Origin of the sequence: Halorussus aquaticus (assembly GCF_024218795.1) — an archaeon.
GTDB lineage: Archaea > Halobacteriota > Halobacteria > Halobacteriales > Haladaptataceae > Halorussus > Halorussus aquaticus.
On sequence record NZ_CP100400.1, the window covers coordinates 2989918 to 3010014 of the forward strand.

Annotated in this window: 21 protein-coding genes; 11 read left to right on the plus strand and 10 right to left on the minus strand. The window is 67.0% G+C overall.

What is annotated here, in order from left to right; translation table 11 throughout:
- Positions 1-78: 78 nt before the first annotated feature.
- Together NGM06_RS15425 and NGM06_RS15430 are read right to left on the minus strand one after the other, a co-directional pair.
- A complete protein-coding gene (locus tag NGM06_RS15425; RefSeq protein WP_254267817.1) occupies positions 79-1542 on the minus strand; it encodes an extracellular solute-binding protein in 1464 nt (487 codons plus the stop codon).
- A gap of 185 nt (positions 1543-1727) precedes the next feature.
- Positions 1728-2705 (minus strand): aldo/keto reductase, encoded by a 978-nt coding sequence (locus NGM06_RS15430; RefSeq protein ID WP_368410495.1) that lies wholly within the window; start codon positions 2703-2705, stop codon positions 1728-1730.
- Positions 2706-2886: 181 nt separating this feature from the next.
- Here NGM06_RS15430 and NGM06_RS15435 point away from each other — a divergent pair, with 181 nt between their 5' ends.
- Positions 2887-3741, plus strand: coding sequence for a DUF8054 domain-containing protein (locus NGM06_RS15435; protein ID WP_254267819.1), 855 nt, complete (start codon positions 2887-2889; stop codon positions 3739-3741).
- A gap of 76 nt (positions 3742-3817) precedes the next feature.
- On the opposite strand, the gene trmB is transcribed toward NGM06_RS15435, so the two are convergent.
- Both trmB and NGM06_RS15445 read right to left on the minus strand, forming a co-directional pair.
- On the minus strand, positions 3818-4873 hold the full coding sequence (gene trmB / locus NGM06_RS15440) for an HTH-type sugar sensing transcriptional regulator TrmB (protein ID WP_254267820.1): 1056 nt from the start codon (positions 4871-4873) through the stop codon (positions 3818-3820).
- A 255-nt stretch (positions 4874-5128) separates the two neighbouring features.
- Positions 5129-5872 carry a proteasome assembly chaperone family protein gene (locus NGM06_RS15445; protein ID WP_254267821.1) on the minus strand — a complete coding sequence of 248 codons (744 nt, stop codon included), beginning with the start codon at positions 5870-5872 and terminating at the stop codon, positions 5129-5131.
- A 130-nt stretch (positions 5873-6002) separates the two neighbouring features.
- Here NGM06_RS15445 and NGM06_RS15450 point away from each other — a divergent pair, with 130 nt between their 5' ends.
- Entirely contained in the window at positions 6003-6944 is a 942-nt protein-coding gene (locus tag NGM06_RS15450) for a mechanosensitive ion channel family protein (protein ID WP_254267822.1), read from the plus strand.
- Here NGM06_RS15450 and NGM06_RS15455 read toward each other — a convergent pair.
- Both NGM06_RS15455 and NGM06_RS15460 read right to left on the minus strand, forming a co-directional pair.
- The gene (locus tag NGM06_RS15455) at positions 6941-7345 is read right to left on the minus strand and encodes a universal stress protein (RefSeq protein WP_254267823.1); all 405 of its coding nucleotides are present in this window, start codon (positions 7343-7345) and stop codon (positions 6941-6943) included. The genes NGM06_RS15450 and NGM06_RS15455 overlap by 4 nt on opposite strands.
- A gap of 27 nt (positions 7346-7372) precedes the next feature.
- The gene (locus tag NGM06_RS15460; RefSeq protein WP_254267824.1) at positions 7373-8743 is read right to left on the minus strand and encodes a bifunctional metallophosphatase/5'-nucleotidase; all 1371 of its coding nucleotides are present in this window, start codon (positions 8741-8743) and stop codon (positions 7373-7375) included.
- 115 nt (positions 8744-8858) lie between these two features.
- Here NGM06_RS15460 and NGM06_RS15465 point away from each other — a divergent pair, with 115 nt between their 5' ends.
- From NGM06_RS15465 to NGM06_RS15475, 3 genes are read left to right on the plus strand one after another with little or no spacing between them, the layout of a single operon-like run.
- Positions 8859-9098: a DUF5816 domain-containing protein gene (locus NGM06_RS15465; RefSeq protein WP_254267825.1), complete on the plus strand. Its 240-nt coding sequence runs from the start codon at positions 8859-8861 to the stop codon at positions 9096-9098.
- Positions 9099-9140: 42 nt separating this feature from the next.
- Positions 9141-9674: a hypothetical protein gene (locus NGM06_RS15470; RefSeq protein ID WP_254267826.1), complete on the plus strand. Its 534-nt coding sequence runs from the start codon at positions 9141-9143 to the stop codon at positions 9672-9674.
- A gap of 44 nt (positions 9675-9718) precedes the next feature.
- On the plus strand, positions 9719-10039 hold the full coding sequence (locus tag NGM06_RS15475; RefSeq protein WP_254267827.1) for a DUF7116 family protein: 321 nt from the start codon (positions 9719-9721) through the stop codon (positions 10037-10039).
- Positions 10040-10118: 79 nt separating this feature from the next.
- On the opposite strand, the gene NGM06_RS15480 is transcribed toward NGM06_RS15475, so the two are convergent.
- Positions 10119-11309 carry a pyridoxal-phosphate-dependent aminotransferase family protein gene (locus NGM06_RS15480; RefSeq protein WP_254267828.1) on the minus strand — a complete coding sequence of 397 codons (1191 nt, stop codon included), beginning with the start codon at positions 11307-11309 and terminating at the stop codon, positions 10119-10121.
- Positions 11310-11905: 596 nt separating this feature from the next.
- Between NGM06_RS15480 and NGM06_RS15485 the strand changes: the two genes are divergently transcribed.
- Genes NGM06_RS15485 through NGM06_RS15495 form a run of 3 tightly spaced genes read left to right on the plus strand, consistent with a single transcriptional unit; the run spans position 11906 to position 14211 of the window.
- Positions 11906-12898 (plus strand): metal-dependent hydrolase, encoded by a 993-nt coding sequence (locus NGM06_RS15485; RefSeq protein WP_254267829.1) that lies wholly within the window; start codon positions 11906-11908, stop codon positions 12896-12898.
- Positions 12899-12955: 57 nt separating this feature from the next.
- On the plus strand, positions 12956-13561 hold the full coding sequence (locus NGM06_RS15490; protein ID WP_254267830.1) for a hypothetical protein: 606 nt from the start codon (positions 12956-12958) through the stop codon (positions 13559-13561).
- A complete protein-coding gene (locus NGM06_RS15495) occupies positions 13558-14211 on the plus strand; it encodes a DUF2238 domain-containing protein (RefSeq protein WP_254267831.1) in 654 nt (217 codons plus the stop codon). Before NGM06_RS15490 ends, NGM06_RS15495 begins: the two co-directional genes overlap by 4 nt.
- A 45-nt stretch (positions 14212-14256) precedes the next feature.
- Here NGM06_RS15495 and NGM06_RS15500 read toward each other — a convergent pair whose 3' ends face one another.
- Complete coding sequence (locus NGM06_RS15500; protein ID WP_254267832.1) at positions 14257-14943, minus strand: hypothetical protein; 687 nt, start codon at positions 14941-14943, stop codon at positions 14257-14259.
- Between the two features lie 281 nt (positions 14944-15224).
- On the opposite strand from NGM06_RS15500, the gene NGM06_RS15505 reads away from it, so the two are divergent.
- The 3 genes from NGM06_RS15505 (at position 15225) to NGM06_RS15515 (ending at position 17657) form a co-directional block, all read left to right on the plus strand.
- Positions 15225-15434 (plus strand): dodecin, encoded by a 210-nt coding sequence (locus NGM06_RS15505; RefSeq protein ID WP_254267833.1) that lies wholly within the window; start codon positions 15225-15227, stop codon positions 15432-15434.
- A 191-nt stretch (positions 15435-15625) separates the two neighbouring features.
- Positions 15626-15994, plus strand: a complete 369-nt coding sequence (locus NGM06_RS15510) for a HesB/IscA family protein (protein WP_254267834.1) — start codon at positions 15626-15628, stop codon at positions 15992-15994.
- Positions 15995-16262: 268 nt separating this feature from the next.
- Positions 16263-17657 (plus strand): hemolysin family protein, encoded by a 1395-nt coding sequence (locus NGM06_RS15515; RefSeq protein WP_254267835.1) that lies wholly within the window; start codon positions 16263-16265, stop codon positions 17655-17657.
- Between the two features lie 15 nt (positions 17658-17672).
- On the opposite strand, the gene hisD is transcribed toward NGM06_RS15515, so the two are convergent.
- Both hisD and NGM06_RS15525 read right to left on the minus strand, forming a co-directional pair.
- Complete coding sequence (gene hisD / locus NGM06_RS15520; RefSeq protein ID WP_254267836.1) at positions 17673-18947, minus strand: histidinol dehydrogenase; 1275 nt, start codon at positions 18945-18947, stop codon at positions 17673-17675.
- Between the two features lie 83 nt (positions 18948-19030).
- Positions 19031-20023: an extracellular catalytic domain type 1 short-chain-length polyhydroxyalkanoate depolymerase gene (locus tag NGM06_RS15525; RefSeq protein ID WP_254267837.1), complete on the minus strand. Its 993-nt coding sequence runs from the start codon at positions 20021-20023 to the stop codon at positions 19031-19033.
- Between the last annotated feature and the right edge of the window lie 74 nt (positions 20024-20097).

Consider the following 20097-nt stretch of genomic DNA (forward strand, 5'->3'; position numbering starts at 1 on the left):
CGTACGGTCCCGACCGCCGGGAGTCCGGGGCCTCCTCTTCGGTTGTTGCCATTGAAGATTGTGAGGTCTGACGCTAGTTCACGCGCTGCTCTCGATCACCTCTAACTGCGCTTTGAGTTGGCTCATCGCCCGACTGGGGTTGCCACCCTGCGCGAAGGCGCCGTTGACCTGCTGGGCGATTTTGGACGATTCCGAGGGCCAGACCGGCGTGACCGGGCGCGGAATCGCGTTCTCGCCCGCGACGCGGAGCGGTTCGAGGTATCGACCCATTATCGGCACCTGCTTGGCCCGGTCGGTGGTCAGCAGTTTGGGTTCCGGCGGGAGGAATCCCAGCACCTCGAACAGTTTGTACTTGAACTCCTCGCTCATCATCGCTTTCAGCACCTCGGCGGCCGCCTCCGTCTTGTTCGAGTTGGGGTTGATGGCGTTGTGCCACCCGCCGAGCGCCGCCACCGGCCCTCCCGTCATCGGGTACTGGGCCTCGTCGGGCGTCTTGGCGTACGGAATCGGCATCACGCCGAGGTCCTGACCCAGCGCGTCCTCGGCACCGCTGATGTTGATGGCGTAGGGCCAGTTGCGGTGCATGACGGCGTTGCCGTTGGTGAACGGTTTCCGGGACGGCTCCTCGACCCACTGCATCACGGCCTGCGGTGCGATGCCGCCCTGATACTTGTCGAGCGTGTTGTTGGCGTCCGAGCCGTGGATGAACGTCCGCACCATCTTGATGGCGTTGACCACCTGCGGTTCGTCCACGGTGATGGGTCGGTCGCCGACCGGCCCGAACAGGTACTGCTCGGGGTTGCCGAAGTAGGCCCCACCCCAACTCGACATGAACTCGTTGAAGTCACAGCACGACAGCCCCTCGTAGGCCTTCGCTTGGAAGGTGTAGCCGTACTCGACGTCGTTGTTGTTCATCGCCTGCTTGGTCACCTGCGAGAACTTCTGCCACGTCATCGAGTCGGTGGCCCACTTGTCGAAGTCCGACTGCCCGAACCCGGCGTTCTTCAAGTAGTTCTGGTTGTACTGCATCGTCGGGAAGTCCGGGAACAGGGGCACGGCGTACAGGTCGCCGTTCGGCCCTTTCGCAGTCGAGACGCTGGCGTCGAAGTACTGGTTCTCGATGCGCTGAATCCGCTCCTGCGGGAAGCTCCCCGACTTGCTCAGGTTCATCAACTGATTCCGGACGACGAACGGAATCGTCCACCCGCTGTCCATGTAGAGGATGTCGGGGTTCGACCGCCCCGCCGACAGCCACTGCTGGTACTGCGCGCGGCGGTTGTCGGTCACCGACGGTCCCGCGAGAACTTCGACCTCGATGTCCTTCGAGAGACCGTTGTTGTGCAGAACCGGTTGTAGCTCTTGGTTCCACGTCGAACCCTGGAAGTCCGGGTCCGTCGCCCACTGGACCGTGGTCGTCCCGCCCTGTTGAACGTCGCCGACCGCCCCGTCGTCTACGTATCCTGTCAGGCCCGCCGCCGCTCCCGACGCACCGACAGCTTTGACGAACCGTCGCCTAGAAGTTCCGCTACCCTCATTTGTCATTATCTCTCACTCCCCCACACGCTGTAACGGCAAACCTCCGTATAACAGCTTTGGCCAGCCTCCAACGGAAGTGATTGGAAAAAAACTAGGCTGGGGACGGGGATTTCGTCTCGGCTGTCGGCATTGTGTCAGGGTCAGCGCGGCCTAATCGCCCCGCCGTCCCGTAATATTTACTCGCGGGCGTGTTACGTATCCGCGATGTCTCGGGACCACACCGGGTCTTTCGGCGCTTCGAGTCGCTCGATATCGTCCCGAGAGAGCGAGACGTCGAGCGCCGCGACGTTCTCCTCCAAGTGGTCGATGCTCCGGGGACCGACGATGGGTGCGTCCACGACCTCCTTGTGAAGCAGCCACGAGAGACTGACCTGCGCGGGCGTGACGTCCTTCTCGTCGGCTATCTCTCGGACCGCGTCCAGCACCGCCCAGTTCTCGTCGGTGAATCGCTCGTAGGTGTGTTCGTCGGTGGCCGCCCGGCCCGACTCGGGTTCCGAGTCGCGGTCGTACTTGCCGGTCAGGAACCCGCCGCCGAGCGGACTCCACGGGATGACGCCGACTCCTTGGTCGGCGCAGACCGGGAGGACGTTCTCCTCCTCTTGGCGGTCCACCAGATTGTACTGCGGTTGCATGCACGTGAACCGGGCGTAGTCGTTCAGGTCGCTCTCGTAGAGCGCCTTCGTGAACTGCCACGACGCCATCGTGGAGGCCCCGATGTACCGCACTTTTCCGGTCTCCACGAGGTGGTCGAGCGCGTGGAGCGTCTCCGCTATCGGCGTGGACTCGTCCCAGCGGTGAATCTGGTAGAGGTCGATGTAGTCGGTGCCGAGGCGTTCGAGGCTCCCCTCCACTTGGTCGAGGACGTGCTTGCGCGAGAGGCCCTGTTTGTTCGGTCCCTCGCCCATCGACCCGTAGACTTTCGTCGCGATAACCAGTTGCTCGCGGTCGTACTCCTCGATGGCCCGGCCGACTATCTCCTCGCTCTCGCCGTGAGAGTAGACGTTCGCGGTGTCGAGGAAGTTGACGCCGAGGTCGATGGCGCGGTCGATTATCTCGCGGCTCTCGTCCTCGTCGCCGATCATCCACTCGCGGTCGCTCCCGAAGTTCATGCATCCGAGGCAGAACCGAGAGACTTCGAGACCCGTGTCGCCGAGAGTCGTGTACTCCATCTCCGTGTCGGGCATGACGCAGTGTACGACGGAGGCCGACAAAACGGTGCGGGGTGAATCGCCGCGACCGCTTCCGAGAGCGACCGACTTCCGGGCGACCAGTCTTCAGCAGACGACCTCGCCACGAGAAACTACCAGTTCACGGAAAAGCCTCAAGCCGCGCGACCTCCACGTGCGAGGTATGCGGTCGCTCTACGACCACCTTCGGAACCCGGACCACACGGGCGAGCGTCGATGCTGGCCCTGCACGTCAGTCAACGCCGTATTACTGCTCCTCGCCTGCGCGGGCGTCGCGCGGCGGCGCTCACGTGCGCTCGCCGCCGCGCTCGGCGTCGGCGGCGCGGCCGCCATCACGCTCCGCGGCTATCTGGTCCCCTACACACCCCGGTTCGCGCCCGGACTCGCCTCGCGGCTCCCGACGAACCTCTTTCACGCCGACGGCGGCGACGGCCGCGAGACCCCCGACTCCTCGGGGTCGCTCGGCGACGACGACGACCCCGGCGAAGCGGTCCTCGCCGCCCTCGTGGACGCCGGTGCGGTCGTCGCTGACGGCGAGAGGGTGTCGCTCGACGACGACTTCCGGGAGTCGTGGCGCGCGGAGATTCGAGACCTCCGGGAGCGCGACGACGATGGTCTCGCGGGCGCGCTCCGAGCGGCCGCCCCGGAGGGCCGGGTCGTGGAAGTGGTGACCCCGAGCGCGAACGCCCCGCTCGAACCCGACGGCGACCGCTGGTTCGTTGTCTCGGACGGCAGCGACGACCCCGCGAACGAGAAGTGGCTCACACGGCCCGTCGCCGTCGCGGAGACGGCCGCGGTGCGGGCGCTGGCCGACGACACCGACCTGCCCGCGACTCGTCGGGCGCAGGCCGCGGGACCGCTTCGGACTCTCATCGAACGCTGCCCGGTCTGTGACGGGCCGGTCGTGGAGACGACCGCGGTCGAGTGCTGCGGCGGACCGGGCGGGACGCGGCCCGACGCCCCCGACGAGGTGCTGGCCTGCGACGACTGCGGTGCTCGCCTCTACACGTTCCAGTAGTCGGTACTCTTCCCCGCGGCCGGTAGTAATCAGAATCGTCCGCGTGGTCGGCGCGCGACCGACGACCCCGTCGCGCTCACCGCTCGGGCGGACTGTTCCGCCCGACCCGGATTTCGTGGGCCTCCACGTCCTCCAGTGCCGCGACCTGCCCGCCGACCGTGACGACGCCGTCGTCGGTCCGAATCTTCATCCCGGCGACGCGCTCGCCCGCCTCGAACGAGAAGCCGACCACTTCGCCTCGCACGACGCGCGAGGACCCCGTCTCGATGTCTCGGCCCTCTATCGTCGCGTAGAAGTCGCCTTCGAGTTCCTGCAGTTCCTTGACGCAGCGCCGGATGGACGAGTAGCGTCGGGGGAACGGGCGGTCCTCGCCGTTGGCGGCGAGCGTGCGCTCGGCGGTGGTCCAGAGGACGGTGCCGAAGAACCCGGAGACGAGGAACCCCAGCGCCGAGCGGTTGAAGATGACGCCGTATCGGTCCTCGTCGTCCCGGAGCGCGTCTTGGGTGGCGTAGATGGAGTACTCGCCGTCCGCGACGGCGATGACCGGCGTGGTGATGCCCCGCCGAGCGCGGGCCGTCGTCGCCACGTCGTGGTAGTCGAACTCGTCGGGGTCGGGCGCTTCCGAGGCGGGCGTGACCAGCAACTCGATGCTGACGCCCGCGTCGATGGCGGCACTGAGTTCGTCCTCGTATCGGTCGAGGAGGTCGGGCGTCAGCGACAGCGCGAGTTCGAACTCGGCCGCGTCGATGACCTCTTCGAGGTACCGGAGGATGGTCGAGCGTGACTTGACCAGCGAGACGGCCTCGGTGTCGCGGGCGGGCGCGGTGTATCTGGCCTCCAACTCCGAGACCATGTCCATCAGCGAGGTCTGGACGCCGGAGAACGCCTCTTCGGGGTCCACCGCGATGACCTTCATCGGTCGGGACTCGCGCAGTTCCACGAGTCCGCGGTCGCTGAGGCTCCGGACCGTGTCGTACACCCGCGGTTGCGGGATGTCGGTCCGGTCGGCGATTTGGCTGGCGGTCAGGTCGCCGTGTTCGAGGACGGTGAGGTACGCGTCGATTTCGTACTCCCCGAGGTCGAACCGGTCGCCGACCTGCTCCATGGTCACGCGCAAGTCGTCGGAGGTCATATACGACGACATACTCCCGAGGGGTAAATGATTTATCCGGTTTCGAGTAGCACCGGTTTGCGAAAACGCGTTTCATCCTTCCCGTAACCTCGGGACGCTCGCCGGTTGTTCGCGGTCGAGAGCGTCTAAAGAGCGCGTAATCGAGTTCGACGACGAACCGGAAGGTCGGCACGTTACGGGGTTGCCGCGGCTTTGTTTATAACTCCTCGGAGCGGCGTGACTCTCGATTCGAGTCGTTCGACCGCAGCGACCGGTTCACATGTACATCCGGTTTTCCGACCCCTCGGTCTCGGTGCGCTCGGAGAGCCGTTCGGCGAGTTCCTCGTAGTAGCCGCGAATCTCCGCGGCGAACTCCTCCAGCGGTCCGGTGTCGATTTCGAGGTCGTACACCCGACCGACCGCGTTCAGCAGGCGAATCGCGGCGTCCACGTCCGGGGCCTGCTCGTGGACGGGCGTGACGTACACCGCGGTCCGGAGGTCCGACTCCATCCCCCGTGCCACGAGTTCGGCGTTCATCCCGTCGAGGAACCCCTGCCCCATCGGCGGGACGTCGGCGTCCGCGAGGCGGTGGTCCCGGTAGTCGTCGGTGGCGACGTAGAACACTTGATGGTCGTCGGGCGCGTGGGGCATCGTTACACCTTGCAGGACCGTGACCTCGTCGACGCCCTCGGTCTCGGTCCACTCCAGTACGGCCTCGCTGAACGGTTGGGCGGCCCACGGCGGGACGAACAGTTCGCCGACGAGGACCGACAGTCCGGCCTCCTCGTGGGAGAAGACGCGGGTGTGGTGGCGCGGGTGGCCGTCCTCGAACGGGGTGATGGCGGGGAGTTGGTCGGCGGTGATGTGACCGACCTGCTCGAATTCGAGGTGATCCACGAGGTAGTTCGCCGCGGTCAATCCCGCCAGACCGAAGTGGGAGAACCCGGCGACGACCGTCTCTTGAGGATTCTCGGCGGTTATCTCGAACGAAGCGCTCGCGGGACCCGATTGTCCGTTCATGCCGGGGGCTACGTCCACGCGCTCCTTATCTCTTTGCGGGACGGAGTCCCCGGATTCGGCGTCCTTCGACTGCCGACCTCCGACCACGGCGACCCCTAACGTTTTCCTCAACCGCGAGAGAGATACCGCCATGGCGAGCGTGTTGGACCGGATTCAGTCGGTCGCCGACGAGATACTGGCGTCGCCGGTCGGCGGCGTCCTCTACGCCGTGGTGATACTCGTCGTCAGTTGGTACGGCAGCCGACTGCTCATCCGGTTTCTCGGCCGTCCGGTCGCGAGACGGTTTCAGCGGCCGAGTCTGACCAAGACGGTCCTCGGCGGGATTCGGGCCGTCGTGATGGTCGTCGCCGCGTCGGTCGCGGTGAACGTCGGGTTCGGCTTCCGCGCGAGCGACATCCTGCTGTCGGTGACGGTGTTCTCGGCCGTCCTCGGTCTGGTCCTCGCGCCCATCATCGGGAGCGTCATCAACGGCCTGTTCCTGCTGGCCGACCAGCCGTACGAAATCGGCGACATGATAGAACTCGTGGACAAGGACAAGCGGGGTTACGTCGAGGACATCACGCTCCGGTACACCAAGATATTCACGCTCGAAAACACGTTCCTCGTGATTCCGAACTCGAACATGCGCGACCGGGACGTCATCAACTACTCGGCCGAGGACACCCGGTCGCGCCTCTCGCTCGAAGTGCTGGTGACCTACGAGGGCGACGTGGAGGAGGCCCGCGCCATCATGGAGCGGGCGGCCAGAGAGACCAAGGAGGTCGTGGAGGGCGGCCCGGACATCCGCATCGGGAGCGCGCGCTACCCCTCCGCGCCCGTCGCGTACATCAAGGACTTCGCCGACCACGGCGTCCTGCTCGACCTCCGGTACTGGGTGAAAGACCCCTACTACATGCCCCGCGTCCGGTCGAAGATTCAGGAACGCATCTGGGACGACCTCGACGAGGCCGACGTGGAGATAGCCTACCCCCACAGCCACCTCGTGTTCGACGAGAACAGCGGCACCGCACGCGTCGAACTCGGACAGGACGAGCGCAACCCCCGCCCCGAGGAGTTCGACGCGCCCGACTAGTCGCGCCCGACCGTCACGATTTCGGCGTCGAGTTTCTCGCGGAGGTACGCTTCGACGCCCGGGTCGGCGGTCAGTTTCCGAAGCGCGCGCCGCCAACGCCCGGCCTGCTTGTGACCGATGACCACCACGTCCGCCTCCTCGGCGGCGACCTCTTCGAGGATGGTCTCCTCGACGAGGAACCCGTCGCGGACGACGTACATGGCGTTCGGCACCCGACCGAACTCGGCTTCGACCGCGCGCTTGAGGTCCGCACGGGACACCTCTCCGCCGTGATGGTAGAGATTCACGTGGAGGACGGTCAGCGCCGCGTCGCGGTCCTCGGCGATTCGGACCGCCTCCGACAGCGTTCGCTCCGAGTGGTCTGTCAGCGGATAGCGGACTGGAACGACGACGCGGGTCACGTTCGAAACGAGGGAATCCGCACCCTTCTACCTCTCGGTCGGTGGCGTCCCGACCTCGACGATTCGGCCGTCGAGTTCGGGGTCGATTCCGGTCTCGCGGGCGTACTCGACCAGCACCTCGTACTGGATTCCGGCGGTCGTGACGCGGTGGTCCTCTCGGAGTGAAGGGAACTCGTCGTCGGTGTGGAGGACGTAGTCCGACAGCGCCACCGAGTAGGTCCGGTCGTCGTCGAGCGGTTCGCCGCCGACGCGCAGGGACTCGACCGCGTGGGTCTCCGGGTTCCACGCCACCGACGCGCCGCTGACCTGCGCGTGCCACCAGTCGGGTTCGGCGAACCCGAGGTCCGGACCGGCGGCCCACTCGAAGGCGTCCCGGAGGGCCTCCCCGGGCACCTCCGCGACCACCACGCGCTCCTCGAACGGCGTGACGCTCACGAGGTCCCCGGCCGTGACCTCCCCGGCCAGCGCCTCGCCGGTCCGGACTCCGCCGCTGTTCTGGAGACCGACGTCCGCGCCGGTCTCCCACCGGTAGGCGTCGGCGACCAGATTCCCGAGTCTGCACTCGCCGCCGAACAGCGTCGTCTCCGCGCGGTCGATGGGTTCCTCGACGGTCCCGACCACGTCGTTCAGGCCGGTCTCGGCGAGTCGCTCGCGCATCGCGTCGGCCACGCCCTCGTGGACCGGCGCGTCCGCGACGCGGTGGCGGGTCACGTCGCCAGCGAGGTCCACTTCGAGGACCACCGACCCGCCGTCTCCGGGTCGAGTCAGAACGGTGTCGCCGATTCGGTCGCGGCGCTCGGTCGGGACGTGGCCGCCGAGGATGGCGTCGGCCTCGACCTCCCGGGCGAGTCGTTCGTCTCCCTGTCCGAGGTGCGAGAGGACGACGGTGTAGTCGGCGTCGAGGTCCGCGAGCGCGTCGCGTGCGGCCTCGATCGGGTCGGTGAATTCGAGGGCCGTGGCGGCGGGGTTTATCGAGGCGGTTCGCTCGGTCGTGACGCCGACGAACCCGACCGACGCGCCGTCGGCCTCGACGACGGTCGCGGGGACGACACCGGCGTCAGCGCCGAATCGCTCGCCGGAAGTTCGGTCGCGCCAGACGTTCGCGCTGACCCACGTCTGGGGCGAGTCGGCGACGAGTCGGCGGAGCGCCGACAGGTCGTGGTCGAACTCGTGGTTGCCGAAGGTCTCCACGTCGGGCGCGACGGCGTCGAAGAGGTCGAGGGCCTGCGCGCCGTCTTCGACCAGCGCGAGGACGCCGGGCGAGGTGTTGTCGCCCGACCCGGCCAGAATCGCGTCGTCGCCCCGGAGGTCCCGCAGGAGTCCGGCGAGGCGACCGACGCGCTCGGGGGAGTCGTAGACGTTCTCCACGTCGGAGTAGTGGACGAGACGGGGAGCCATTTGTTCGGGATTTCGATGCGGGCAGTATGATTCCTTCGGCACGGAACCGCCGACTCTCTCCGGACCCAGCCGGGAGTCAGCACGCCTAAACCCCTCGAAGAACAACTGGCGGGTGATGGACGCGACCACGACGACCGAGGGACGGACGGTCTACGTCTCCCGCGACGAGGGCGACCGGGGTTCGAAGGGTCCCTTCTTCGTCGTCTACGGCGACGAGAACCGCGAGAACCGGTACGGGTACCTCTGTGGCAACTGCGAGCGCATCGACAACGCGATGGACTCGATGGGTCGCATCGAGTGCAACGTCTGTGGCAACATCCGCAAGCCGACCGAGTGGGACGCCGCCCACGAGTAGTCGGCCAGTCTGCTTTTGGCCGGGTTTCCCGAACGTCCCACTATGACCGAAGTACGGGAGGACGTGGTCGCCGAACTCGACCACGAGAGCGAGGTCATGACACTCCGAGAGTTCGTCCGAGTCATCGAGACACACCACGCGAACGAGGGCCGCGGCGTCCCGCGGGAACTCGTCGAGGAGTACGCCGACGCGGTGCGGTACGACGTGGACCTCGACTCGCTGGACGACCGCACGACCGACAGCGACGAGTGGCGCGAGGGCGGGCGCTTCTACGACCTCGGCGAGGGTCGCATCAGCATCTACCCCCGAGACTGGCACGAGACGATGGCCAGCACCGACGACATCCGCGACGTGGTCGAGATAATCCAGCGCGAGGTCACGGCGGCCGAGGGCGACATGTGGGAGGCGGTCAGCGAGGAGCGAGGCGTCCCGGAGGAGAAGGTGTTCCACGTCGGAGAAGTCGTGGCGGGCATCGACCGAGACGACGCCCGCGACCGAATCAAAGAACTGCGGAAGAACGGTGAGATAGAGGAGTTCGCGTCCCAACACCGCAATCCGACCATCAAGCTCGCGTAGGTCGCAAGAAGGTTTATTACCCGGTCGGTGGTAGCCCCACGTGGATGGCCACTGTTAGCACACCGCCCATCGACCACGCGAAGACTATCTTCGACGATTTGGGATACACCGTCTCCGGCGACGGCGAGGAGTTCCGGGCCGAACGGAAGTGGCGAGTCGTCCGCGTCACGGCGGTAACCGATTCGGACGAGACGCCCGACGACGGTGACCTCCGATGTTTCGTCACGTGGAACGAGTACGCGTCACAGCTCCGTAATCGACTCCGACGGAGCGACCCCGAGTACGAGTGGGCGGTAATCAGCGTCCGGGAGGGCGGCGACTACGAAGTCCTTCGCGCGCCGCCGTGCGCGACGGCGGCAGTGTAACGCCGACCCTTCCGACCAGCGGACCCTGCCGACGCGCCGCGCTATTTCTGACACACCGTGCGTTCCTGACTCGCCGAGGTCACTGCTCGCCCAGCGCCCGGGCGGTTGCGGCGAGTCCGGCGTCCACGTCCACGTCCGCGCCCTGCGTGTCGAGGGCGTCGCCGAGCGCCGCCATCAGGTACGAGATAGTCTCGGCGCGCGAGGAGTAACCCATGCATCCGATGCGGAAGATGTCGCCGTCCAAGTCGCCCAGACCGGTGGCGATTTCGAGGTCGTACCGGTCGATGAGGTAGTCGGTCACGTCGGTGTCGGTGACGCCGTCGGGCACCCGAACCGCGTTGAGACTCGGAAGCCAGTAGTCGTCGGGCGCGTTCATCTCCAGTCCCATCGCCTCGACGCCCGCTTTGAGCGCGCTGGCGTTCTCTCGGTGGCGCTCCCAGCGCTCCTCGATGCCCTCCTCGGCGACGAGGCGGAGCGCCTCCCGGAGCGCGTAGACGTTCGTGATGGGCGCGGTGTGGTGGTACGACCGGTCGTCGCCCCAGTAGCCTTCGAGCAGCGAGAGGTCGAGGTACCACGACCGGGCGTCCTCCTCCCGTGAGAGCACCTTGTCCATCGCGCGGTCGTTGAGGGTGAGCGGGGCCGCGCCGGGCGGACACGAGAGACACTTCTGCGGGCCGGAGTACGCCACGTCGATGCCCCAGTCGTCCACCTTCAACTCGACGCCGCCGAGCGACGTCACGGTGTCCGCGATGACGAGCGCGTCGTGGTCGTGGACCACGTCGGTCAACTCGGACACCTGCGGTTGGAGAACTCCCGTGCTCGTCTCGGCGTGGACGAACCCGAACACGTCGGGTTGGTACTCGTCCATCGCTTCGGCCACGTCGGCGGGGGCCAGCGGTTCGCCCCACGGCGCATCGACGTGGACGACTTCACCGCCAGCGCGCGTCGCCATCTCCTCCATCCGACCGCCGAAGTAGCCGTTGGTCGGCACCAGCATCGTGTCGCCCGGTTCGACGACGTTGCCGATGGCCGCCTCCATCGCGGCCGACCCGGTGCCCGACACCGGAATCGTCCACTTGTTGTCGGTCCTGAAGGTGTACCGCAGGAGGTCCTGCACCTCGTTCATGATTTCGATGAACGAGGGGTCGAGGTGGCCGACCAGCGGCGTACTCATCGCGCGAAGCACTCGCGGGTGGACCTCGCTCGGTCCGGGACCCATGAGCGTTCTGTCCGGCGGTGTCAACTCGCCAACGTCCGGTTTCTCCACCATGGTGCGTGGTATCCACCCGAGAGGACTTAAAAAGTTCCACCCGACGTCGCGCGTTATCCCGTTGTTGTGGGCCGCTCGCGCGGTCGTAACCCGGCGTTGACCCGCCGTGAAGCCACGGACCGCGAGGAAACAGGTCGTTTCCCGGACTGAACGAACAAAACAGTCGCACCGGTTTATTCGGCACTCCGCTGTACGAGGTAACGCCCCGACGGACGCGATGGGGGCGCGTTCGCCGGGCGAGAAATTCGAAACGGCACGACCGGATTCGAGGACCGCAGTCCGACGGACGGCCGAGAACGCGCGCACGAGGGCCGAGCTAAACGGGGGAGGTTGGTTCGGCCCCGTGCGGGCACGACGACCACGGCCCGTAGCCGGGCCGATTCGTCGGCCGCTGCCGTCCTCGGGGGCGTCCCGAGCCGTCTTTTCGGAGGTTCTGCCCGCGAGGCCAGAGTCTGTCTTACCGTGTCCCGTACGACCGAGTACGTCGGTCGGAAGGCCAAATTCGGCGTCTCGGAGTCTCTCGTCCCGAATTGTGCGACACAGAGCCACGCTCGCGGGGAGAGGCTTATATCTCCCGAGCGTCAACAGTCGCACCCATGATGGTCGGACACGCGATGTTGGCGTTCGCCCTCGCCACCGCCCTGACGGCCCGGCGGTGGCCCGGCGAGCGCGCGCTGGCGTTCGGCGTCGCCGCGGGCGCGTTCGCGGCGGTCCCGGACGTGGACATGCTCTACGCCGTGTTCGGACTGGCGCAGGTCGGTCTGGCGGGCGTCTGGACCATGACCGACGCGTTCTGGTCGAGTTCCCACGTCGTCCACCGCGCGGTGACCCACTCGCTCGTCGTCGGCGTGGTCGGGGCCGCGGCCTTCGCCGCGAGCGTCGCCGGTCGCGGTCCGACAGACGGTGACAGCGCGACCAGCACTGTCGCCGGTCGGTGGTCGCGACTCTTCGCCGTCTCGCTCGTCGCGGGTCTCACCGCCGTCGCGTACGTCGAGAGCGGCGCGCTCGGCGGCGCGGTCGTGCTCGCGTTCCTCGTCGCGGGTCTCGTAGTCGCCGCGGTCGCCGCGAGAACCGCCGCCCTCGGACCGCGCGAGGTGCTCGCCGCCGCGCTGCTCGGTCTCCTCAGTCACCCGTTCGGCGACGTGTTCACCGGCGGGCCGCCCCGGTTCCTCTACCCGTTCGACCTGCGACTCCTGACCGAGCGCGTCGTCCTGCTGTCGGACCCGACGCTCAACCTGCTGGCGGTCTTCGGCGTGGAGTTGGCGACGATATGGCTCGCGGCGCGGGTCTACCTCCACGCCACCGACAGGCGGGTCCTCTCGCACGTGGACACGCGCGCGGCGTTCGGCGTCGCCTACGCCATCGCCGCGGTGGCGCTCCCCGCGCCGACGATGGAGGTGTCGTACCACTTCGTCTTCTCGGTGCTGGCGGTGGGCGCGGTCGGCGTCGCGCCGAATCTGCTCCCCTCGCGGTCGGTCCTGTCCGCGGAGTGGGACGAGACCGTGACGTGGGTCGTGACCGGCCTCGCGGCCGTCAGCGTCGCCGTGCTGACCTACACGCTGGTTTACGTGCTGTCGCCGGTCCTGTGAACGCTCTCCGTTCCGACACCCCAACCTTTCTTATCCCCTGTTGTCTACGCCACGAGTATGGCACGCAGTGGGGGGACGCTCGACCTCGTGGGTAACGAGCGCGTGAACGCCGGACTGGGGTGGGCGCTCGTCGCGTTCCTCGCGCTCGTCGCGACCGAAGAGATACTCGACGGAAACTTGCTGTGGGCCGGGTTCGCCGCGTTCGTCGCGGCGCTGGCACTGGTCCCCGCGGTCGGCCACCGCGACTGGACAGTCATGCTCCCGTGGGAGGTGTTGGCCCTCGCCGCGCTCCCGATACTCGGCCGGGCGGTGGCGACCCTGTCGTACACCTCTCGGGTGACGACGTACCTCTCGGTCGCGGCGCTGGCGCTCATCGTCGCGGTCGAGTTACACCTCTTCACGCCCGTCGAGATGAACCACTGGTTCGCAGTCCTGTTCGTGGTCGTCGCGACGATAGCGGCCGCGGGCATCTGGGCGGTCGTCCAGTGGCTCTCGGACCTCTATCTCGGCACGGCGTTCCTCCGGTCCGAACATCGGCTCATGTGGGACTTCGTGGCCGCCACCGTCATCGGCGGGATGGCGGGCGTGGTCTTCGAGTGGTACTTCCGGCGGTTCGCACGGGTCAGTGCGCGACTTCCCGACGGACTGGGTGAGTCCCGATGAGAGTCCGCGAACGACTCGGGATATCCGAGCGACGACAGGAACTGGTGACCCGCGCGATGGAAGTGGGACTCGTCGGTATCCTCCTCCTCGGACTCTACCGCGGGAACGTCGGCGTCGTGGTCAACTCGGCCATCGCGCTGGCGGTCACGTTCCTCCCGGCGATGTTGGAGCGCGACTACGACATCCCGATGGACGCCGGACTCACGCTGTGGATTACGACCGCGGTGTTCCTCCACGCGCTGGGGACTATCGGCCCGTACCGCGACCCCACGCTCTGGTGGTGGGACCACGTGACCCACGTCCTCTCGTCGTCGCTGGTCGCGGCCATCGGCTACGCGACGACCCGGGCACTCGACGAGCACACCGACGACATCTACTTCCCGCCGCGGTTCACGTTCGTGTTCATCCTCCTGTTCGTCGTGGCGTTCGGCGTCGTCTGGGAGGTCATCGAGTTCGGCGTGGGCGGCCTCGCGACCGTTCTTGGGAGCGACAAGATACTGACTCAGTTCGGTCTCGAAGACACGATGAAAGACCTCCTGTTCGACACGGTCGGCGGCGTGGTCGTCGCGGTCTGGGGCGCGGCCTACCTCTCGGACGTGGTGGGCGCGCTCACCGACCGCCTGAACGACGAGTCGCCGGGTGCGGAGTGAGTCCGTCGGACTCGGTTCGAGGCGTCCGAGTCGGACGCGTCGCGGTCACCGCTCGCTGACGGTGAGTTCGACCCCCGGCGGAACGTCCTCCCGGACGAGTTGCCCCGAGAACGCGAATCGGTCGTCGCCGCTGCCGACGCCCCCCTCGACTCTCGTCCCCTCATCGCCGAGGTCTATCACGTCGTCGACCGCGTCGCTGCTGTCCTCGTTCGGTTCTAACTTTTCGAGGTCTCCGGTCACCCTGAACCGGTAGGTCAGGAACTCGTCGGTGTCGGGACTCGAGACGACGACCTCCTTCGGGAGTCGTCCGGTGTCCTCTCCGCCCGTGTCTCCCTCGCTCTCGTCGTCGTCTCCTTGCGAGGGACCTCTAAACGGTTCGCCGTCCACGAACACCTCCGCCTCGCCGGGACCCTGCCTGTCGAGTCTCTCTATCTCTCCAGTGAAGCGGTAACTGTCACACTTCTCCTTCCACACCTGCCCCTCGACGTAGTCGGGACCGACTTCGTCGTACTCGTCGGTCCGGAACTCGCCGCCCCGCCGTATCTCGCCGCTCACTTCGACCACGAAATTGAACGTCGTCTCGGTGGTCGAACAGATAGTGAGTTCCCTGTCGTCCCCGTCCTCGTTCTCGTCTTCTTCCGCGTCCTGTGCGCCAGCAGTGCCCGTCACCCCGATTCCGGCCAGCCCCACCGTCGAGGCGCTCTTCAGCAGAGCGCGTCGGCTAGGTTGCATGTTAGACACCACCACACTGGGCGGCAAGTCAGTATTTCAAGATTTCCTTCGAGTCGCGGATAAAAATCACGTCCGACCGGACAGAGATTCACGCGCGTCGAGTGTGGGGCTATCGCCGAGATGACTCGACCACCCATCTCGTCGAGACCGTTCGTTCACTCGCCTACGAGAGTGCCGACGCACGGAACTGTTCACCCCAATCTATTTCGGGTTCTCCGTGGATAACCACAGCGGGCATCTGTGCCGCGGTGCCTGCTACCAAGGATACGGTGAACACAGACATGGTTTTCAAGAAGATAACGCTCATCGGAACGAGCGACGAGAGCTTCGACGCCGCAGCGGACGACGCCATCGAACGCGCCGAGGAGACGCTGGAGAACGTCAAGTGGGTCGAGGTAGACGAACTCGGCGTCGAAGTCGCCAACGCGCCCGACCGCCAGTATCAGGCGGAGGTCACGGTCGCCTTCGAGTTGGAGGAACCGCGAAGCTAACGCGGTCTCCCGCCCTCCTCGTGGTTCGGGCCGGTCGGCGGGTTGAAGTGACCACACGGAGCGGCGGGGTGACTACAGCACTCAGGAGCGTCGGGGCGGTCAGCGCCGCCCCGCCTCGGATAAACGCTCGGCCGAAGACGTTCGTGAATCAGCGTCAAGATTAACACCCCCGGAACCCAATCTAGGTGCATATGAGTACCGACACCGCACCCGACGGCGACTCCGCGACGGAGATAGAGGTGACGGAGGGAGCCGCCGAACAGGCCCTCGCGCTGTTGGAGGGCGAGGAGTTGGACACCGGAATCGCCGGTCTCCGACTGTTCGTCCAGCAGGGCGGCTGTGCGGGTCTCTCGTACGGGATGCGCTTCGACGAGGAACCCGAGGACGACGACACCGTCTACGAGCACCACGGTCTGCGGGTGTTCGTGGACCCCGCGAGCATGAACTACATCGAGGGGAGCGTCGTGGACTACGAGGACGGCCTGCAGGGCGCGGGCTTCCACGTGGACAACCCGAACGTCGTCAGCGAGTGCGGGTGCGGAGAGAGCTTCCGGACGTAGAACCGCCCTGCACTGTCCTTCTCTCGGGGAGTCCCGTTCTCTCGAACCGTCACGTCTCGGGTCGGGGAGTTCGGGCGGCGTCGAACCGCCGATGAGCCATTCTTATCACGTCGAGAACGCTACGTGAGAGCATGATGCGACACGAGACCGTCGAACCAGTTCCCGGTGGTACTGCGCGCGGCGACTCGTCCGGCGGGCGACGCTCTCGCCCCGGACCGACGCGGAGGACTGTACCGACGCTGGGGACCGGACCGGCGCGGAGGACCGAATGGTAGACCTCGTCTTCTCGACCGCGCGAATTCTGCTCGCGCTCTTTCTGGTGGTACTGAACGGCTTCTTCGTGGCCACGGAGTTCGCGTTCGTCCGCATCCGGTCTACCACCGTCGAGTCGCTCGTCGAGGAGGGCAAACCGGGCGCGACCACGTTGCAGGCGGCCATCGACAACCTCGACGACTACCTCGCGGTGACCCAGCTCGGTATCACCATCGCGTCGCTGGGTCTCGGGTGGATCGGCGAACCGGCCGTGGCGGCGGTTCTCGAACCGGTTATCGGACCGTTCCTGCCGACGAATCTCGTCCACCTCGTCTCCTTCGCCGTGGGGTTCGGTCTCATCACGTTCCTCCACGTCGTCTTCGGCGAACTCGCGCCCAAGACCATCGCCATCGCGCGGGCCGAGCGGGTCTCGCTCTTGGCCGCGCCGCCGATGAAGTTCTTCTACTACCTGTTCGTCCCGGGCATCATCGTGTTCAACGGCACGGCCAACGCCTTCACCCGAATGCTCGGCGTCCCGCCGGTGTCCGAGACCGAGGAGAGCCTCGAAGAGGAGGAACTGCTGATGGTGTTGACGCGCTCGGGCAATCAGGGTCACATCGACAAAGAGGAGGTCGACATGATAGAGCGGGTGTTCGACCTCGACGACGTCTCGGTCCGCGAGGTCATGGTCCCGCGCCCGGACGTGGTGAGCGTCCCGTCGGACCTCCCGCTGTCGGACCTCCGCGAACTGATAATCGAATCGGGGCACACGCGCTATCCGGTCGTGGACGCCGGGGACAGCGACCAAGCCGTCGGATTCGTGGACGTGAAGGACGTGCTTCGGGCGGGCGAGTCCGACGACGAGACCGGCGAGTTCGTGACCGCCGGGGACCTCGCGCGGGACCTGCCCGTCGTCCCGGAGACCGGCCGGGTCAACGACCTCCTCACCGAGTTCCAAGACGAGCAGAGCCAGATGGCCGCGGTCATCGACGAGTGGGGGTCGTTCGAGGGCATCGTGACCGTCGAGGACCTCGTGGAGGTAGTCGTCGGCGACATCCGCGACGAGTTCGACGTGGACCACCGCGAACCGTCCATCGACACCCGAAGCGACGGGGCCTACACCGTGGACGGCGGTCTCGCGGTCACGGAGCTCAACCAGACGCTCAACGCCGACTTCGAGGTGGCTGACTTCGACACCGTCGGCGGACTCGTACTGGACCGACTCGGGCGCGCGCCGGAGGTCGGCGACCGAGTCGAGACCGACGGCTACTACCTCGAGGTGGCCGAGGTGGACGGCGCTCGAATCTCCACGGTCGTCGTCCGCGAGAAGGAGGCCGAGAGAGCGGACGGCGGAGACGGCGAGGAGAACGAGGACGCCACGGAACGCGCCGACACTCCGGAAGGCGAGTAGGCGACGCGGACGGTCTCAGTCCTCGAAACGCTTCCTGACGCTCTCGGCGTGGGCCTCCAGACCCTCGGCTTCCGCGAGCGTCGTAATCGTCTCCGACAGGTCGCCGAGCGCCGCTCGGTCGAGTCGCTGAACCGTGGTCGAACGCAGGAAGGTGTCGACCGACAGGCCGCCCGCTATCTTCGCCACGCCGTTGGTCGGCAGGACGTGGTTCGTGCCGCTGGCGTAGTCGCCCGCCGCGACGGGGGTGTAGGGACCGAGGAAGACGCTGCCCGCGCTGTCGATGCGGTCCAGAATCTCCTCGTCGTCGTCGGCCTGAATGGAGAGGTGCTCGGCGGCGTACTCCTCGGCGAACAGGACGGCCTCGCTGGGCGAACGCGCGAGCAGGACGCCGCTCTCGTCGCTTTCGAGGGCCTCGCGCGCGACCTCGGCGCGTTCGCGGTCCGCGACCTGTCTCTCGACTTCCTCGGCGATTGCCGCCGCCGTCTCGTCGTGGTGGGTCACCGCCACGACCGACGCCTCGGGGTCGTGTTCGGCCTGCGCTACGAGGTCCGCCGCGACGAACTCGGGGGTCGCCGTCTCGTCGGCCACGACGAGGAGTTCGCTCGGTCCTGCGAGGAAGTCGATGGCCACGTCGCCCTGCACCTCGGCCTTCGCCGCGGTGACCCACTTGTTTCCGGGACCGACTATCTTCTGCACGCGGTCTATCTGCTCGGTGCCGTACGCGAGCGCGGCGACCGCCTGCGCGCCGCCGACGTTGAACACCCGGTCTGCGCCAGCGGCGTGGACGGCCGCGAGCGTCGCCGGGTTCATCTCCTCGGCGGGCGGGGTCGCCACCGCGACCTGTTCGACGCCCGCGACCTTCGCCGGAATCACGCCCATCAGCGCGCTGGAGGGGTAGGCCGCGGCCCCGCCGGGGACGTACACCCCGACGCGCTCGATGGGCCGGAACCGACGCCCGAGTTCCCGGCCGTCGGAGAACTCGCGTCGCCAGTCCTCGGGGAGTTGGGCCTCGTGGAACTCCCGGACGTTGTCCGCCGCGGTCTCGATGGCCTCTCGGGTCTCGTCGTCTATCTCCTCGTAGGCGCGCTCAACTTCGTCGGTGACGTCGAGGTTGCCGACCGAGACGCCGTCGAACTCCTCGCAGAACTCCCGGACGGCCACGTCGCCCTCAGTCCGGACCCGCGAAACGATGTCGCGCACGTCGTCGCGGACGCCCTCGATGCCAGCGTCGCGGTCGAACAGCGCCTGCCGGTCGTCGGGACCGAGGTCCGCCAACTCTTGAACGTTCATGGACTGGGTTTCGGAGTGCGGGCGAAAAACGGTTTCCTTCCGGCGGGACGTCGATGCTCCTCGTCCGACCGTCGTCGGTTCGGTCACTCGCCGTTCGTCCGTCCCTCGAAGAACTCCCAGACGAGTCGACTGGCGTCGGGACCGCCCGGCGCGGTGAACTCCCCGCCGGACGCGCCGCCCGACCACGCGTGGTCCATGCCTTCGACCATCCACTTCTCCACGACGGCGTCGCCGGTCTCGTCGCGGTATTCGTAGGTAGTGTATCCGTAGCTCTCCGCCGACCCCTCGCTCACCGCGTCGGCGGCGTAATCGGTGCCGTCGTCGTCCGCGTCGTCGAGCGCGAGGTCGTTGGTCTGGGTGGCCTGCTCGGCCGCCTGATGACCGTTGACCGGATACACCGTGGTGTCGTCGGTCCCGTGGAAGACGATAGTCGGGTCGGTGCTCGTGACGCCGTACTCTTCCATGGCCTCGTAGGCGTCGGTGCCTCGGTCCTGCGGGTCCGGTCCCCCGTAGGTCATGGCGGTCGTCCCGCCGTAGGCGGTGTCGGCGGCGTCGTACTCCAGACCGGAGTGGACGCCGCCCGCCGCGTAGAGGTCGGCGTACTCCGCCAGCAGGTTCGGGACCATCGCCGCGCCCGCGGACAGCCCCGCGACGTAGACGCGTTCGGAGTCCAGTCCCTCGGCGTCGATGGTCTCCCGGGTCATCCCGGCGATGACCGCGGCCTCACCGTCGCCCCGGGTGGTGTTGGCGTCGTAGAACCAGTTCCAGCACAGCGCGCCGTTTCGGGCGTTGTACTGGTCGGGGTAGACCACCGCGAACCCCTCGCTGTCCGCGACCGCGTTCATCCGGGTCTCCTCGCGGAACTGGTCGGCGGTCTGGGAACACCCGTGGAGCATCACCACCAGCGGGTCGCCCGCCCCGACGCCGTCGGGGACGTACTTCCAGTAGTCGAACCCGCTGTAGGTGTGGTTCGTGTACGACCCGGCGGCCGCGGCGGTGCCGACGCCGCCGAGGACGGTCGCCGCGCCGATCGCGCTCCCTGCCGACTGGATGAGCGTGCGTCTATCACAGTTCATGGTGTGACACGACAAACCAATGCCCGGGCCATAATCTAACGGAAGGTTAATATGTGAAATACACCGTCGGTGCG

What these genes read in the sequence shown, in the direction of transcription:
- NGM06_RS15525 (WP_254267837.1), bottom strand. Translation starts at nt 20,023, where the DNA reads ATGAACTGTGATAGACGCACGCTCATCCAGTCGGCAGGGAGCGCGATC.
- NGM06_RS15505 (WP_254267833.1), top strand. Translation starts at nt 15,225, where the DNA reads ATGGTTTTCAAGAAGATAACGCTCATCGGAACGAGCGACGAGAGCTTC.
- NGM06_RS15480 (WP_254267828.1), bottom strand. Translation starts at nt 11,309, where the DNA reads ATGGTGGAGAAACCGGACGTTGGCGAGTTGACACCGCCGGACAGAACG.
- NGM06_RS15435 (WP_254267819.1), top strand. Translation starts at nt 2,887, where the DNA reads ATGCGGTCGCTCTACGACCACCTTCGGAACCCGGACCACACGGGCGAG.
- NGM06_RS15465 (WP_254267825.1), top strand. Translation starts at nt 8,859, where the DNA reads ATGGACGCGACCACGACGACCGAGGGACGGACGGTCTACGTCTCCCGC.
- NGM06_RS15495 (WP_254267831.1), top strand. Translation starts at nt 13,558, where the DNA reads ATGAGAGTCCGCGAACGACTCGGGATATCCGAGCGACGACAGGAACTG.
- NGM06_RS15490 (WP_254267830.1), top strand. Translation starts at nt 12,956, where the DNA reads ATGGCACGCAGTGGGGGGACGCTCGACCTCGTGGGTAACGAGCGCGTG.
- NGM06_RS15470 (WP_254267826.1), top strand. Translation starts at nt 9,141, where the DNA reads ATGACCGAAGTACGGGAGGACGTGGTCGCCGAACTCGACCACGAGAGC.
- NGM06_RS15445 (WP_254267821.1), bottom strand. Translation starts at nt 5,872, where the DNA reads ATGAACGGACAATCGGGTCCCGCGAGCGCTTCGTTCGAGATAACCGCC.
- NGM06_RS15485 (WP_254267829.1), top strand. Translation starts at nt 11,906, where the DNA reads ATGATGGTCGGACACGCGATGTTGGCGTTCGCCCTCGCCACCGCCCTG.
- hisD (WP_254267836.1), bottom strand. Translation starts at nt 18,947, where the DNA reads ATGAACGTTCAAGAGTTGGCGGACCTCGGTCCCGACGACCGGCAGGCG.
- NGM06_RS15425 (WP_254267817.1), bottom strand. Translation starts at nt 1,542, where the DNA reads ATGACAAATGAGGGTAGCGGAACTTCTAGGCGACGGTTCGTCAAAGCT.
- trmB (WP_254267820.1), bottom strand. Translation starts at nt 4,873, where the DNA reads ATGACCTCCGACGACTTGCGCGTGACCATGGAGCAGGTCGGCGACCGG.
- NGM06_RS15450 (WP_254267822.1), top strand. Translation starts at nt 6,003, where the DNA reads ATGGCGAGCGTGTTGGACCGGATTCAGTCGGTCGCCGACGAGATACTG.
- NGM06_RS15515 (WP_254267835.1), top strand. Translation starts at nt 16,263, where the DNA reads ATGGTAGACCTCGTCTTCTCGACCGCGCGAATTCTGCTCGCGCTCTTT.
- NGM06_RS15475 (WP_254267827.1), top strand. Translation starts at nt 9,719, where the DNA reads ATGGCCACTGTTAGCACACCGCCCATCGACCACGCGAAGACTATCTTC.
- NGM06_RS15510 (WP_254267834.1), top strand. Translation starts at nt 15,626, where the DNA reads ATGAGTACCGACACCGCACCCGACGGCGACTCCGCGACGGAGATAGAG.
- NGM06_RS15430 (WP_368410495.1), bottom strand. Translation starts at nt 2,705, where the DNA reads ATGGAGTACACGACTCTCGGCGACACGGGTCTCGAAGTCTCTCGGTTC.
- NGM06_RS15500 (WP_254267832.1), bottom strand. Translation starts at nt 14,943, where the DNA reads ATGCAACCTAGCCGACGCGCTCTGCTGAAGAGCGCCTCGACGGTGGGG.
- NGM06_RS15460 (WP_254267824.1), bottom strand. Translation starts at nt 8,743, where the DNA reads ATGGCTCCCCGTCTCGTCCACTACTCCGACGTGGAGAACGTCTACGAC.